Here is a 15,157-nt window from a genome sequence, read left to right as displayed (position 1 = left end):
CACTCATGAATCGAATCCTCCCTCTTCTCTGCGTGACGTCCTTCATGTTCTTGACCGGCTGCCCAGAACACGGGGATGACATTGAGGGCCCTCCTGTCACCGAGCAACCGCCTCCCCTCAACGAGTCCTGCACGTCTGCGAACTGTTCGCTCGGGTGCTGCGACCAGGAGACGGGCAAGTGCGTCACCACCCGGGGACCAGCAGCATGTGGACTCAATGGCAGCATCTGCTCGAAGTGCACTTCCGGGATGGCGTGTCACCCTTCACGGCAGGAGTGTTTCACGCCAATCATCCGCACACAGGTCAGGGCACTGCGCGCCTCGCTGGTGGCGCTTGATCCCAACGACGAAAGCGACTGGGATATCGATGGCTCCCCTCCGGATGTCATGGTCGAACTGACCTGCCCCAAGGGAGAGCCTGAAGTCTCCCTCACGGAGGAGGTAGAGAGCCTGACCCCGCAGTGGAGCAAAGGAGGCTGTGACATCCTCTCTCTGGACCTCCTCTCGGCACCCATCAGGTTCAAGGTGATCGACGTCGATTCCTTCTTCAACGACGAGATTACCACCGCACAGTTTCAACTGACCCAGGCAGACCTAGAACGCGGCTCAGTGGAACTCCAAGTCCCCAAGGCCATCACGTCCCTCGTCTTCCAGCTCTCCACCTATTTGACCGAGTAGATGGATCCAGTTCAGGAGGATTGTCGTCACCTCCGGGAAGGTTGCCCTTGCCTCTAATTGAGGGCCAGCCCCCCGGGGTCTGCTAGGGTGCTCCGCCGCTCTCATGAAAACCCTCGGCACCCTCCTCTTCGCCCTGTCGTTCGCGCTGTTCCTCCCCTCCTGTGGACCTTCGGAGTGCACCCCGGAGAACTGTGCGAACGGGTGTTGCACCGCGCAGGCCGAGTGCATCCGCTACCCGAGTGACACCGCCTGTGGCCCTGGTGGTGGGAGCGCCTGTGAAGTCTGCGCGGACGGCAACGTGTGCCACCTGGGCAAGACCGTGTGCATCCCGGGCGTGATGCGGACGCGGGTGCAGCCGCTCGAGGCCTCCGTCGTTTCGTTCCAGCCTCCGGATGACGAGGAGTGGGACTCGGATGGCTCGCCTCCGGACGTCGTCGTCGAGATGCGCTGCCCCTCTGCGCCCGAACTCTCCCGCACGCCCGAGTCCACGAGCTTCAATCCCATCTGGTCCACCGGCGGCTGTGAGGTCATCACCTCCAACCTCCTCAAGAACCCCCTTGAGATTGCCGTCATCGACGTCGACCCGTTCACCCTCGACGACACCATCGGCACCATCAACTACCAGGTCACCCCTGAAGACCTGAACCTGGGTGGGGTCGAACTCACCATCCCGGAGACGGTGATCTCCCTCTACATCGACCTCTCCCACACCTATTCAGAGATGTAACCCGCACCCGGGCACCTGCGTAACGCAGGGATGACCCCGCGCCCCCTGCTCCTGTCCCTGCTCCTCGCCGCCGCCTGCGGCCCCTCCTCCTCCGTGGACGAGGGACTCGGCGTCGTCCAGGAGCTCGATACCTCCGAACAGGGCATCACCGCCTTCGTGCGCTCAGGCGACTACAAGTCCTGGCTCGCCGAACCCACCGTCCACGACACCCGCGCGCCCCACGGCAGCAAGGTCCGGGTCTTCTTCAATGACCTGGTCGTGCGCTCCCTGCGCGATGGCAATGCCACACACCCGGTGGGCAGCATCCTCGTCAAGGAGCTGTTCGAGGACGACGGGAAGACCCTCCGGGGCCACGCGCTCGACGTGAAGGTCACCGACGGTGCCGGCAAGGACACCTGGATCTTCTACGAGGGCTTCGGCCCGGACTACTCCAACAACTACTACGGCCGCGCCCACTCCGCCTGTCACAGCTGCCACTCGGACGGGAAGGACTACGTCACCACGCCCCTGCCCTGAAACGAAGACGGGCGGCCCTCCAAAGAGGACCGCCCTCCTTCAAAACACAGTCAGGCCCGCCTACCGCACCGCGGACTTGCGACGCATCAGGAACACGCCCAGGCCCACGCCCGCGGCCCACTTCGCCGCTGCCGCCAGCGGCGTCTTGCTCAGGGGCACCGGCTGCGTCCCGTACGAAGGCACGGGCGGCACGGGACGGAAGTCCGTGGCCCCCGGCAGGTTCGCCCCCCGGTCCTCCGCCTCCGTCTTCGTCACGTTCGGCCCCGCCTGCGCGGGATCGCGCTGACCCGGCGACTTACCCTCCGGCGACTTGTGCTCGAGGATGCCGTTGATCTCCGCGCCCAGCAGGATGACCTGCGCGGAGATCCACATCCACAGCAGGAGCACGATGACGCCACCGATGGCGCCGTAGTTCACGTCGTACGAGCCGAAGTTCGCCACGTACTTGGAGAACCCCCACGACGCGACCACCCAGATGAGCACGCCCACCACCGAGCCCGGCGTGATGAACTTGAACTTCTGCTTCACGTCCGGCAGCACGTAGTACAGCACCGCCCACAGGCACATCATCAGGAAGCCGGCCACCGGCAGTCGCAGCCACAGGACGACGGTCCCCACCGGCTCGCCCAGCTTGTCCGCCACCGCCGGCGTGACGACCGCGACGATGGCCGCCAGCACCGCCACCACCGCCGCGCCCAGCGTCGTCAGGAGCGCGATGCCCCGCTTCTTCCAGAACGGGCGCTTCTCCTCCACGCCGTACACGGTGTTGAGCGCCTCCATCAGCCCCACGATGCCGCCCGACGCCGCCCAGATCGCGCCGACGCCGCCGATGGTCAGCAGCCCCACCGGGTTGCTGTCCGCCAGCGCCTTCAGGCGCTCACCGAGGATCTTCGTCACCTCCGCCGGTGCCACCTGCGACAACTGCTTGATCAGCTCCTGCGCCTGGTGCGGATCAATGAGCACGCCCGCCAGCGACACGAGGAACAGCAGGAACGGGAACAGCGCCAGGATCCCCTGGAACGTCAGCGCCCCCGCCACGTTGCCCACGTTGTCCCGCGCCCACTCGGCCTTGAGGGACTTGAAGAACTCCTTCCAACCCATTCCCTTGCCGGGCCAAACCATGCTGCCTCCTCCGAGGTTGCCGTGACTGCTCGGAAGAGATTGGCCATTCCATCCCCTGACTGGCTTCCACCCCGAAGTCGGTGCTCGCCTCCCTGCCTGCTGACCGCGCACGCACCCCGGGATGACAAGCCCCCACGCCACGCCTGCCAGGCTGCTCCGGAAGTCAGAAAACAGGCAGCACGGGCGCGTCCTTCAGCCGGGGCGCACGCTGATCCTTCTCCGACAGCAGCGGCTCGCGCACCGGCCACGGGATGGCCAGGTCCGGATCATTCCAGTGCACGCTCCGCTCGGACTCCGGCGAGTACTGCGCCGTACACTTGTAGAAGAAGTCCGCGGAGTCGCTCAGCACACAGAAGCCATGCGCGAAGCCCGGGGGAATCCACAGCTGCCACTTGTTCCCCGACGACAGCTCCGCCCCCATCCACCGGCCGAACGTGGGCGAACCCCGGCGCACGTCCACCACCACGTCCCAGACCGAGCCCGCCAGCACCTGCACCAGCTTCCCCTGCCCGTTCGGCTCCTGGAAGTGCAGCCCCCGCAGCGTGCCCTTCACGGACCGCGACAGGTTGTCCTGCACGAACGTGCCGGGGATGCCGGCCTCCGCGTAGCGCTGCGCGTGGAAGGTCTCCACGAAGAAGCCCCGCGAGTCCCCGAAGACACGGGGCTCCAGCAAGAGGACCTCCGGAAGCTCCGTGGGTCGCACCTTCATGGCGCCACGCCCCGGTTGCCGCGCAGGGCCATCAGGTACTGGCCGTACTCGTTCTTCAACATCGGCGCCGCGAGGGCCGTGAGCTGCTCCTCGTCGATGTAGCCCATCCGGAAGGCGATCTCCTCCGGGCACGCGATCTTCAGGCCCTGGCGCCGCTCGATGATCTCAATGAACGACGAGGCCTGCATCAGCGACTCGTGCGTCCCCGTGTCCAGCCACGCGTAGCCGCGCCCCATCAGCTCCACCGTCAGCTGCCCCCGGTGCATGTACTCCGCGTTCACGTCGGTGATCTCCAGCTCGCCCCGCTTGCTGGGCTTCAGCGCCGCAGCGATGTCCAGCACCTGGTTGTCGTAGAAGTACAGCCCGGTGACGGCGTAGTTCGACCGGGGCTTCGCGGGCTTCTCCTCGATGCTCACCGCGCGGTTGCCCGGCGCCAGCTCCACCACGCCGTAGCGCTGCGGATCCTTCACGTAGTAGCCGAACACCGTCGCGCCCGACGTGCGCCGCGCCGCCCGCCGCACGAGTTCACTCAGGCCGTCGCCGTGGAAGATGTTGTCCCCCAGGATGAGCGACACCGTGTCGCTCCCCACGAAGTCCCGGCCGATGACGAACGCCTGCGCCAGTCCCTCCGGCCGCGGCTGCTCCGCGTACTGGAGCGACATGCCCCACTGCGTGCCGTCCCCCAGCAGGTCGCGGAAGCGCGGCAGGTCCTGCGGCGTGGAGATGATCAACACCTCCCGGATGCCCGCCAGCATCAGCGTGCTCAGCGGGTAGTAGATCATCGGCTTGTCGTACACGGGCAGCAGCTGCTTGCTCACCACGAGCGTCAGCGGGTATAGCCGCGTGCCCGACCCTCCCGCGAGGATGATGCCCTTCATCCCGCCTCCCCGGCCCGACGCCACGTCGCATGGAAGCGCTTCAGCGACTCCTCCAGCGCCAGCGGCTTCTCCGCCAGCAGCTCCCGCGCCTTGTCTGTCTTCAACCCGCTGCGCAGGGGCCGGGGCGCCGACAGCTTCAGGTCCGCCATCTTCGTGGGGACAATCAATCCCGCGTCGAAGCCGAACACCTCACACAGCGCCCGCCCGAAGGCCACGCGGTCCAACACCGTGCCGCCGCACGTGTTCCACACCCCACCCAGCCGCCGCTCGCCCAGCTCCACCAGCATCGCCGCCACGTTCTCCGCGAAGCTCGGGGACACCACCTGGTCCTCGAAGAGCTTCACCGGCTGCCCCGCCCCCAGCGTCTTCACCAGCCACGCGCCGAAGTTGAGCCGCCCCTCCACCGGAGGCCAGCCGTACACCACCGCCGTGCGCGCAATCGCACACCCGGGCGCGAGCACGCGCGCCGCCTGCTCCCCCATGTGCTTCGTCACCGCGTACACGCCCCCCGGGTTCGGCACCGCGTCCTCGCCGTACGGGCCCGCCGCGCCGTCGAAGACGTAGTCGGTGGACACATGCACCAGGTGCGCGCCGGCCTCCCGCGCCCCCCGGGCCACGGCCGCCGTGGCGGTGACGTTCGCGGCATAGGCGGCTTCCGGCGCCTTCTCGCACGCGTCCACCTCCGTCATCGACGCGCAGTGGAGGATGACCTCGGGGGCGAGTCGGGACAGGGCCTGCGCCACGTCCGCCTCACGCGTCAGGTCCACCTCCTCGTAGTCATGCGCGCCCGCCACGCGACGCACGCCGCGCCCCAGGCCCACCACGGCGTGGCCCTTCTGCGCGAGCAGCGCGCACGCCCGGCGGCCCACCAGCCCGTTGGCTCCCGTCACGACGAAGCGGCTCATGCTCCACGCCCCCGGGGCGTCAGCGTGACGGTGTTCCGGTACGCGCCGCTCAGCACGCGCTCCCACCACTCCGGGTGCTCCACGTACCAGCGCACCGTGTCCCCAAGGCCCTGCTCGAACGTGTGCGTGGGCGCCCATCCCAGCTCCCGGCGGCTCTTCGCCGGGTCGATGGCGTAGCGCCGGTCGTGCCCCAGCCGATCCGTGACGAACTGGATGAGCGACTCCGGCTTGCCCAGCTCCGCGAGGATTCCCTTCACCAGGTCCAGGTTCCTGCGCTCCGCGCCGCCGCCCAGGTTGTAGACCTGCCCCGCCCGGCCCTTCTCCAGCGCCAGCACGAGCCCCTGGCAGTGGTCCTCCACGTGGAGCCAGTCGCGCACATGCTGGCCGTCGCCGTAGACGGGCAGCGGCTCGCCCCTCAGCGCATTCACGACCATGCGGGGGATGAGCTTCTCCGGGAACTGGTAGCGCCCGTAGTTGTTCGAGCAGCGCGTCACCACCACGTCCAGCCCGAAGGTGTGGTGGTACGCCAGGGCCAGCAGGTCCGCGCCCGTCTTGGACGCCGAATAGGGGCTGGAGGGCTGCAGGGGCGATTCTTCCGTGAAGGCACCGGACGGGCCCAGCGAGCCGTACACCTCATCCGTGGACACCTGCACGAAGCGCCGCACGCCGCGCTCGCGGCAGGCCTCCAGCAGGTGCTGCGTGCCCAGCACGTTGGTGGTGACGAACACCTCCGGGCCCTGGATGGAGCGGTCCACGTGGCTCTCCGCGGCCAGGTGGAGCACGGCGTCGATGGCGTGGCCAGCGAGCACCCGGTCCAACCCCGCACGGTCGCACACGTCCCCGTGCACGAAGACGTGGCGCGGATCGTCCTCCAGGCCGGCGAGGTTCTCCAGGTTGCCCGCGTAGGTGAGCCGGTCCAGGTTGACGACCTTCCAGTCCGGTCGCTCCCGGAGCAGGTAGCGCACCAGGTTGGACCCGATGAAGCCGCATCCCCCCGTCACCAGGACGTTCATTGACATGCACCAGACCTTGGGTACGCGTGGGGGCCCTGGCTACTGTGCGGAGGAGCCTCCGTCAAGGCGCGTCAACCCCGCTTGTAAGGGCGGGCAGGACGGTTGTAAGGGAACGCGCGCGTGCAGCAGCGACATCCTCTCGGCTCAGGCGGTCCCTTGCACATCCATCAACTGGTCGCCCGGCTGGCCTGGGGCGATGCGATTGGTAACCAGGTGCGCTACCTCCAGAGCCTGCTGCGCTCCTGGGGCCACACGTCCGAAATCTACGCGGAGTCCTGGGACGACGCGTGCCGCGACCAGGTGCGCTCGGCCAAGAGCTACCCGCGCGAGTCCACGCGCGACACGGTGCTGCTCATCCACCACAGCTTCGAATCGAAGCAGGTGCCGCTCATCGCGCGCTCGCGCGGCAGGAAGCTGCTCGTCTACCACAACATCACGCCCGCCCGGCTCTTCGCGGGCTTCGACCGCGGCGCGGTGCTCTCCTGCGACGCGGCCCGCCTGGAGCTGCTCGCCCTGCGCCCCCATGTGGACGGCGCGTTCGCCTACTCGCGCTTCAGCGCGGAGGAGCTCGTCGCCGCGGGCTACCGGCACGTGGACGTGCTGCCCTTCGCCATTGACTGGGACGCGTTCGACACGCCGCCGGACCCCGCGCTGCTCGGGGAGCTGGACGACGGCTTCTCCAACATCCTCTTCGTGGGCCGCGCGGTGCCCAGCAAGTACGTGGACGACGTGCTGCGCGTCTTCACCGCGTACCAGCGCCTGTACCAGCCCAAAAGCCGCCTGCTCGTCGCGGGCAACATCCACCGCGACGCGCCCTACGGCGGCTTCCTGCACGGCCTCAAGGACCTGCTCGGCCCGGAGCACATCCGGTTCATGGGCCGCGTGAGCGCCGCCCAGCTCTCCGCCTGCTTCGCCTCCGCCACCGCGTACCTGTCCATGAGCCGCCACGAGGGCTTCGGAGTCCCCCTGCTGGAGGCCATGTACCGCGACGTCCCCGTCGTCGCGTATGGCGCCGCCGCCGTCCCGGAGACGATGGGCGGCGCGGGCCTCACCACGCTGTCGCGCGACCCCCTGGACGTGGCGCAGCTGCTCGCCGTGCTGGAGCGGGAGCCGGCCCTGCGCCAGCAGGTCCTCGCCGCGCAGCGAGCCCGCGTCGCCAGCCTCTCCCAGGAGGCCGTGGCCGCCCAGGTGCGCACCGCCCTGCAGGGCGGCCTCGAAGGCCGCATGCCCGAACAGGCCACCGTCCCCGCCGCGCCCCCCGTCGAGCTCGTGTGCCCCGGCTTCGTGACGCGGCCGGATGCCCCCATGTCCCGGCTCGCGCGCGAGCTGCAGCGGCGCCTGCCCGAGGCGCGCATGTTGGCCCTGCGGGCCCGGGGGGAGGAGCCCAGCCTCTCGCTCGGTCCCCAGACGACCGAGGGGGCGCCTGTCTGGCACTTCACACCGGACCAGCCCGTGGGTCCCACGCCGGAGCCGCTCCCCGGTTCGTCGTCCCTGGAGACGGCGGTGCGGGCCTCGACGGGGGCCGTGGTGCTGCTGGGCACGGACACGGCGGTGGCGCAGGCCCTGTTGCAGGACGTGGGCCGCCGCGGCTGGGGCGTGCGCGACGCGGCCGCGTCATCCGATGAGACGGCGATCGAGTCCGCCCGGCATCATCTGGGCACCCGGCTGTTGGAGCTGAACCGCGCGGACATCCACGCGACGGCGGACATGCTGGTCCGGTCGCTGGCATCGAAGAAACGAGGCAGCCGCCATGCACGCTGAGGACCTGCTCACGCTCGACCCCACGGCCCAGGCCGTGGCCGCCGCCACGGAGCGCCTCCCCGAACCCACCACCGCCATGCGGGACACGCTGCGCCGCACCCTCACGGCGTCCCTGCGCGCCCCCGTCGCGGGGCTGTGGCCGGCGCTGCTGCTGGAGGCGCGGGCCAAGGCGGACGTGCGCTACGTGGAGCCCGCGACGTCGCACCGGCCGGTGGTGGGGCCCGTGCTGGTGTTCGCCAAGCGAACCTTCCGGGGCGCGTTCCAGCCCTTCATCAACGAGGTGCTGCGCCGCCAGGTGCACTTCAACGAAGCCATCCTGGACGCCCTCACCGTCGTCATCGAGAACCAGCGCGAACACGCCCGTTCCCAGGCGCTCTGGCGCCGCGAGCTGGACGCGCGACTGAAGCAGTTGGAGAAGGACGATCCCGGTGCGTCCTCACACTGAGCGCATGGGTGCTTGCTCGACGGGCGGCAACCATGCGCGGGCTGTGTCCGGGCGTTGACGCAGGGACATTCTTCGGGCTACATCGACCGCTCGCTTCGCCTGCCTCGTTCATGTCAGACCTGAGGGGGATGCCACGGGGAGAATCAACGGCGGCGGCGAATCGTTTCCTCCGGGCTGCAATCCAGCCCACGACGCGAGTTGCCAAGGCATGAAGATCGGGTTCCTCGTTGGTGACATCGCCAATATCTCCGGTGGTTCCAACGTCATCCTCGAATACGCCTCACGGCTGCAGGACCTTGGCCATGAGGTCGTCCTCGTCACCCCGGGCCCCGTCACGCTGACGTATCCGCTGTGGCACCCGCGGCTTGCGGACATCCCACGGCGTTCGCTGGCGGAGGCCGAGGGCGAGTCCTTCGACTTCGCGCTGGCCACCTGGTGGATCACCTTCTACGACCTGTGGCGCGTCAACGCCCGGGTGTACGGCTACCTGAACCAGAGCCTGGAGTCGCGCTTCCACGCGGAGCGCCACTACAAGCTGCTCAACCGGCAGACGTACTCGCTGCCCCTGCTCTTCGTCACCGAGGCGAAGTGGCTGGTGGAGTTCATCCAGACGCTCCAGCCGGAGGGCAAGACGCTCTACGTGCAGAACGGCCTGTCCCGCGAGCACTTCCCCTGCGTGCAGGCCCCGCCCCGGCGCGACGGCAAGCTGCGCGTGCTGGTGGAGGGCCCCTGGGGCGTGGGGTTCAAGGGCGTCCCGGAGACGTTCGAGGTGCTGGAGCTGGCAGCCGAACAAGGCGTCCAGTTCGAGACGGGGTGGCTGGCGTCGTCGTCCGGCGGGGAGAAGCCCACCGTGGGCGGGCAGCCGGTGCAGGTGCACGAGCGCATCCCCATCAACCAGGTGCACCAGGTCTACGGCCAGTACGACGTGCTGCTGAAGCTCTCCCGCGTGGAGGGCATGTTCGGCCCGCCGCTGGAGATGTTCTCCCAGGGCGGCACCGCCATCACGTACACCGTCACCGGCACCGACGAGTACATGGTGCACGGGCAGAACTCGCTCCTGGTGGAGCCGTACAACCGCCGGCAGATCGTCCAGTTCCTGCAGCTGTTGAGCACGCAGCCCGCGTACCTCGCGCACCTGCGCACGAACGCGCTCGCCACCGCGAAGGCGTTCACGGACTGGGACTCGAGCACGCGCCAGGTGGCCTCCGGCCTGGAGGCGCTGCACGCGGAAGGCTGGACGAACGCGCACCTGCGCCCCGCGCTGGCGGCGATGTCCACGATGCACGGCCACTGGCTGGATGACGTGTGGCGCGGGGAGCGGGGCCACTCGTCGCTGCACCCGTACGTGGGGCCCGGCGAGCAGGTGCTGCTGGAGCGCTACCGCCAGTTCAAGAAGTCCCGCCCCGTCCGCGCGCTGCAGAAGCTGGTGTCCGACGACTTCAAGAAGTCCGTCCGCGCGCGCCTCACGCGAGTCCTGTCATGAGAGTCCATCCGCCCTCCCCCACCCTCCAGCGCGTCGCCTTCCTGGGCGAGCCGGCCTTCGAGCCGCACGTGCCCCTCCAGGCGACGTGGGCGCAGGTCCGCTTCTTCCCGGTGACGGCCGGCCAGTGGGAGGCCGCCATCGACGCGGCCCGCACGTGGGGCGCGGACGCGACGCTCGTCTTCCGTCCCCAGGACGTCACGCCGGAGTTCGCGGCGCGCCTGCCCGGCGCCATGCGCATCGGCATCATCCCCTCGCCGCTGTTCAGCGCGGCGGAGATTGAGTTGCTGTCGCGCACGTCGGGCCCGGACGTGGAGGGCTTCCGCTGGCTCACCTACCTGGAGAAGCCCACGTCGCCGGAGCTTTCGCGGCTGCCGCTCTTGCAGACGCTGCCCCTGCCGGTGGACACCGCCCGCTGCGCCACGGGCCCGCGGCTGGACAGCCGGCGCGTGCTGGTGGCGGACTGGGCCAGCCCGACGCCGGAGGCCCTGGAGGCCCTGCGCAAGGTCGCCCCCGTGGACATCCTGTCCGCGCACGCCACGCCCGACGAGGTCACCCGGACGCTGGAGCAGGCGGGGACGCTGGTGTACACGTCGCGCGACCTGATGGGCCGGTTTGATCCGCTGCCCCTCCTGGCGATGGCGCACGGGCTGCTCGTCATCGCGGACACGGTCTTCGCCTCCGACTGGTACGTGGAGCCGGAGGACGAGTTCCTCTACCGGCCGGACAGCCATTGGGCGCGCGCGATGGATGAAGTCCTGCGCATGCCCGTGTCGTTCCGCGCGGTGCGCATCCGGGCCTGGCAGAAGATGCGCGAGGCGTTCGATGCCTCCGCGTGCTTCCAGCGCGTGCTCCACGACGCGCACCTGTTCGCGGATCCCGTGGCGCACCTGGCGTCATTGACGTCCTCGCGCCCGTCCCCCCCGGTGGCGTCCGTCACCGTGGAACCTCCTCGCGTCGCGGAGGCCGCCCCGGAATCCCTCGGCGCGGAGAAGGTCACGCGTCCCAGCCGCTCCCTCGCGGCCGTCCCCAACTAGAGCCAAGGACACCGGAAGCAGATGAATGCCCGCCGTGAACCCGCAGCGGCCGCGCTGCTTCCCTCCCTCCAGCGTTGGGCTGTGGAGGCCGCGCGCGACCTGTACCTGATGCAGAAGGGCGCGCCCGCCGCCACGAAGCAGCCCCGCGCGAGCGCCGCCGAGCGCATGTCGGTGCTCACGTCGGAGGCCCTGCCCCCGGAGCTGGTGGAGGGGCTGTCCCAGGCCTCGCGCCTGCTGCGCACGGGCGACGCCATCACCGTGGAGTCCGCGCCCTTCGCCACGTTGCAGGAGCGCCTGCTGACGTTGACGGCGGGCTACGACGTGGTGGGCTTCGACGTCTTCAACACGCTGGTGGTGCGCAGCGTGGAGGGCGAGTGGCTGAAGACGGCCGTGGCGCGAGGCTTCGTGTCGCGGCTCCAGGAATTGCTGCACCCGGAGCGCATGCCCACCGTGGCCGAGGTGCGCCAGCGCCGCTTCGTCCTGGAGATGGAGGTCGCCGCGGAGCAGGTGGCCCAGGGGCGCGACAACGAGGTGGACTTCGAGGAGCTGCTGCGGCGCTGGGCCGGAAGCTGGGTGCCGGTGGAGCCCCACCGCTCGCGCATGGCGGCGGAGCTGCGCGCGCTGGAAATGGAGCTGGAGAAGTGCGCGCTGCGGCCCGCGCCGGGCATCCCGGAGCTGCTCGCCGCGCTCAAGGCGCAGGGCAAGCGGCTCATCTTCGTCAGCGACATGTACCTGTCCGCCCCGCTGCTGCGGGAGCTGCTGCGCCACTGCGGGCTGGAGCAGTACTTCGACGCGGGCTACGTCTCCATCGACGAGGGGCTGCGCAAGGCGACGGGCCGCCTCTTCCCGCGCGTGCTGGAGCGCGAGGGCCTGCAGCCCGGTCAGCTCTTCTTCGTCGGTGACGACGAGAACGCGGACAACGTGCAGCCGCGCCGGCTGGGCATCGCCACGCTGAAGGTGGAGGACCCGGACGAGAAGCAGCGCCGCCGCCGGCTGGAGATCGCCCAGAAGGCCGTGGAGCAGAACCCGTACTGGGCCGCGCACTACGTGGACGTCGTGCTGGGCAACGAGGCCCGCCACGTGCGCGACTACGAGGACGACCCCAGCTACCAGCTGGGCCGCACGCTGGCGCCGGGGCTCGTGGCCTTCGTGGTGGACGTCATCGAGCGCTCGGAGAAGCTGGGCATCGACCACGTCTACTTCCTCGCGCGCGAGGGCCTGACGCTGCTCAAGGTGTTCGCCATCCTGAAGGACTCCGGCCTGTTCCGCCGGGTGCCGAAGGCGCACTACCTGTTCGTCAGCCGCGCCTCCACCATCCTCGCGTCCATGCGGGAGCTGAGCTGGGAGGAGGTGCACCGCTTCTGGCGCCAGTACAGCCGGCAGTCGCTGCGCGGCCTGCTCAAGAACCTGTCGCTGCCCCAGGACGAGTTCATCCGGCTGGCGGCCGAGTGCGGCCTCACCGACCCGGACCGCCCCATCGTGGAGCCGACGAAGGACGAGGGTTTCCAGCGCTTCCTCGCGTCGCGCCGCGTGCGCGTGGCCTTCCACCACCGCCGCGACGAGGCCCGCGCCGCGCTCACGCGCTACCTGGAGTACCGCGGGCTGATGGGCCTCAAGCGCACGGCGCTCGTGGACATCGGGTGGAAGGGCAGCATGCAGGACAACCTGATGCGCGCCTTCGAGCACGCGCCGCGCTTCCCGGAGCTGCACGGCTTCTACCTGGCCTACGTCCCGGACGGTCAGCCGCTGGCGAAGAAGTCCTTCAAGTACGGCTACCTGTCGGACCTGCGGCGGCGCGACCTGGAGGAGGCGGACTTCCTGCGCAACACCGCCATCTTCGAGATGATCACCACGGCGAACCACGGCAGCACCCTGCGCTACGGGCAGAACCCGTGGGCGCCGCGACTGCCCATGCCGGAGCTGGTCCACCACGAGCAGGAGAAGGACAACGCCGCGCGCTTCTTCCGCCGGGTGCAGGAAGGCATCTACGACTACGCGCGGGACTACGCGCGCCTGTCACCGCTGCTGCGCTTCACCGCGGACGAGCTGAAGCCGGGCACGCTCCAGGAGCTGCTGCGCTACACGCGCTACCCCACGGACGAGGAGGCCCACGAGTTCCTCAAGTACTCCCACGTGGAGAGCTTCGGGGTGCATGAAATCACCACCTTCGGCCTCAAGCTGGAGCTGAAGAAGCTGACCCAGGCCGGCTCGGTGAAGGGCGCCCTGAAGGAAGCGTGGAAGGCCTTCGAGACCAACTCCTGGCGCGACGGCGTGGTGAGGCGCAGCGGCCTGCCCCTGGCGAACCTGGCCTACGACGCCTGGTTCACCTGGCGGGCCATCCGCTAGCGACGCGAGACTCCGAGCCGGCGACGAGCCGGCGAGCTACTTCGTCGACGGACGGCGCGCGCTGGGCACTTCGTGGGCCAGCGTGCGCACCGCCAGCGCCTCGCCATCCTCGGCGTGCCGGCGCAGGTCGCAGTCCCCCGACAGCAGCGTGAGGTTGGGGTTGTAGTAGGGGTCGCCCCGCTTCAACCACGGCCGGTAGGACGTGAAGGAGCGCCAGTAGTCCGGCTCCGGAATCGCGTCCGTGCGGCGGCTGGCGGACTCGTGGTGCACCACGCGCGCGAAGGGCGTGCACACCACGCGCAGGCCCTGGGCATTCAGGCGCAGGCCCAGGTCCACGTCGCTGCCGCACAGCAGGAAGCGCTCGTCGAAGCCGCCCAGTGCTTCGAAGAGGGGCCGGCGGATCATCACGCACGCGCTGGTGACGGACAGCCAGTTGCGCACCCACTCCGTGTGCCCGAAGGGCGTGGAGATGGGCCCGTCCGGCAGGCGCCAGAAGGGGTGCCCCGCCATGCCCGTCATCCCCACGACGACGCCCGCGTGCTGCACGGTGCCTTCCGGGAAGAGGAGCTTCGCCCCCACCGCGCCCACCTCCGGGCGCTGCGCCTGGGACACCAGCTCCGTGAGCCAGCCCGGGTCCACCACTTCCATGTCGTTGTTGAGGAACAGCAGCAGTTCGCCCGTGGCCTGCCCCGCCGCCCAGTTGTTGATGGCCGGGTAGTTGAACGGGAAGTCCCAGGTGCGCTTCACCACGCGCGGGTCCGTGAGCGTGTCCAGCAGCGCGAACGTCTCCGGGCGCGTGCTGTTGTTGGACACCAGCAGCAATTCGAAGTGCGGGTACGTCGTCTTCGTCAGCAGCGTGTCCGCCAGCGTCTCCAGCAGGTCCGGCCGGTCCTTGAACGGGACGATGATGGACACCTTCGGCGTGCCCTTCACGGCGTAACGCACGCGGTAGCGGCCCGGCCCCGGCACCGTCACCTGCGCGTCCTCGCCCCGGCGCGACAGGTGCTCCTCGAGCGCGCGGCGCCCCTCCTGGGACACCTGCGCCACCATCCCCGTGCGCCGGTGGTAGAGCAGGTGCGGCACGTGGCCGATGCGCTCGGAGGCTTCACTGACGCGCAGGAGCAGGTCGTACTCCTCCGCCCCCGGGAAGCCCTCGCGGAAGCCGCCCACCGACTCCACCAGCGCGCGGCGCACCATCACCAGCCGGCCCAGGTAGTCCACCGAGCGCAGCAGGTCCGGCGACCAGTCCGGCTTGAAGAACGGGGCCGTGCGGCGCCCGCGCGCGTCCAGCCGGTCCTCGTCTCCGTAGACGACGTCCAGGGACGGATCCGCGCCCAGCGCCAGCGCCACCTCCGCCAGCGCATGGGGCGCGAGCGTGTCCTCCGCGCCCAGCACGCCCACGAAGTCCCCGCTCGCGGCCTGCGCCCCCGCCCGCAGCGCGCGGGCGAGGTCCACGGGCCCGGAGAGCGTCACCTGGCGGATGCGCGGCGAACGGCGCGACGCGCCCCAGGGCTCCGGCAGCGGGGGCCCGCCCTCCGGCC

Annotated in this window: 14 protein-coding genes; 8 read left to right on the top strand and 6 right to left on the bottom strand. The window is 69.7% G+C overall.

The annotated features are described in order from the left end of the window. Positions 1-5: 5 nt before the first annotated feature. From D7X12_RS42325 to D7X12_RS10310, 3 genes are all read left to right on the top strand, one after another. On the top strand, positions 6-677 hold the full coding sequence (locus tag D7X12_RS42325; protein WP_147443599.1) for a hypothetical protein: 672 nt from the start codon (positions 6-8) through the stop codon (positions 675-677). Positions 678-780: 103 nt separating this feature from the next. Next, positions 781-1,404, top strand: a complete 624-nt coding sequence (locus tag D7X12_RS10315) for a C2 domain-containing protein (RefSeq protein WP_120625096.1) — start codon at positions 781-783, stop codon at positions 1,402-1,404. 30 nt (positions 1,405-1,434) lie between these two features. Continuing rightward, complete coding sequence (locus D7X12_RS10310) at positions 1,435-1,920, top strand: hypothetical protein (protein ID WP_120625095.1); 486 nt, start codon at positions 1,435-1,437, stop codon at positions 1,918-1,920. A 60-nt stretch (positions 1,921-1,980) separates the two neighbouring features. On the opposite strand, the gene D7X12_RS10305 is transcribed toward D7X12_RS10310, so the two are convergent. From D7X12_RS10305 to rfbB, 5 genes are all read right to left on the bottom strand, one after another. Continuing rightward, positions 1,981-3,042: a YihY/virulence factor BrkB family protein gene (locus D7X12_RS10305; RefSeq protein WP_120625094.1), complete on the bottom strand. Its 1,062-nt coding sequence runs from the start codon at positions 3,040-3,042 to the stop codon at positions 1,981-1,983. Positions 3,043-3,205: 163 nt separating this feature from the next. Beyond that, the gene (gene rfbC, locus D7X12_RS10300) at positions 3,206-3,751 is read right to left on the bottom strand and encodes a dTDP-4-dehydrorhamnose 3,5-epimerase (protein WP_120625093.1); all 546 of its coding nucleotides are present in this window, start codon (positions 3,749-3,751) and stop codon (positions 3,206-3,208) included. Then, entirely contained in the window at positions 3,748-4,629 is an 882-nt protein-coding gene (rfbA, locus tag D7X12_RS10295) for a glucose-1-phosphate thymidylyltransferase RfbA (protein ID WP_120625112.1), read from the bottom strand. The genes rfbC and rfbA overlap by 4 nt, the downstream gene beginning before the upstream one ends. After that, a complete protein-coding gene (locus D7X12_RS10290) occupies positions 4,626-5,534 on the bottom strand; it encodes an SDR family oxidoreductase (RefSeq protein ID WP_120625092.1) in 909 nt (302 codons plus the stop codon). Before D7X12_RS10290 ends, rfbA begins: the two co-directional genes overlap by 4 nt. Beyond that, the gene (gene rfbB, locus D7X12_RS10285; RefSeq protein WP_120625091.1) at positions 5,531-6,547 is read right to left on the bottom strand and encodes a dTDP-glucose 4,6-dehydratase; all 1,017 of its coding nucleotides are present in this window, start codon (positions 6,545-6,547) and stop codon (positions 5,531-5,533) included. The genes D7X12_RS10290 and rfbB overlap by 4 nt, the downstream gene beginning before the upstream one ends. Positions 6,548-6,703: 156 nt before the next feature. Here rfbB and D7X12_RS10280 point away from each other — a divergent pair, with 156 nt between their 5' ends. The 5 genes from D7X12_RS10280 (at position 6,704) to D7X12_RS10260 (ending at position 13,616) form a co-directional block, all read left to right on the top strand. Continuing rightward, the gene (locus D7X12_RS10280) at positions 6,704-8,308 is read left to right on the top strand and encodes a glycosyltransferase (protein ID WP_244224468.1); all 1,605 of its coding nucleotides are present in this window, start codon (positions 6,704-6,706) and stop codon (positions 8,306-8,308) included. Continuing rightward, complete coding sequence (locus D7X12_RS10275) at positions 8,298-8,753, top strand: hypothetical protein (protein WP_120625090.1); 456 nt, start codon at positions 8,298-8,300, stop codon at positions 8,751-8,753. The genes D7X12_RS10280 and D7X12_RS10275 overlap by 11 nt, the downstream gene beginning before the upstream one ends. 208 nt (positions 8,754-8,961) lie before the next feature. Continuing rightward, positions 8,962-10,236, top strand: coding sequence for a glycosyltransferase family 4 protein (locus D7X12_RS10270; RefSeq protein WP_120625089.1), 1,275 nt, complete (start codon positions 8,962-8,964; stop codon positions 10,234-10,236). After that, entirely contained in the window at positions 10,233-11,270 is a 1,038-nt protein-coding gene (locus tag D7X12_RS10265; protein WP_120625088.1) for a glycosyltransferase, read from the top strand. The genes D7X12_RS10270 and D7X12_RS10265 overlap by 4 nt, the downstream gene beginning before the upstream one ends. 21 nt (positions 11,271-11,291) lie before the next feature. After that, a complete protein-coding gene (locus D7X12_RS10260; protein ID WP_120625087.1) occupies positions 11,292-13,616 on the top strand; it encodes an HAD family hydrolase in 2,325 nt (774 codons plus the stop codon). Positions 13,617-13,652: 36 nt separating this feature from the next. Here the strand turns inward: D7X12_RS10260 and D7X12_RS10255 are convergent. Then, the coding region (locus tag D7X12_RS10255; RefSeq protein WP_120625086.1) for a glycosyltransferase family 2 protein at positions 13,653-15,157 on the bottom strand (1,505 nt) is incomplete at its 5' end.

It is taken from the genome of Corallococcus sicarius, assembly GCF_003611735.1.
GTDB lineage: Bacteria > Myxococcota > Myxococcia > Myxococcales > Myxococcaceae > Corallococcus > Corallococcus sicarius.
Note: the sequence above shows the minus strand (reverse complement) of the source record. Positions and strands in the feature narration are given on the sequence as shown.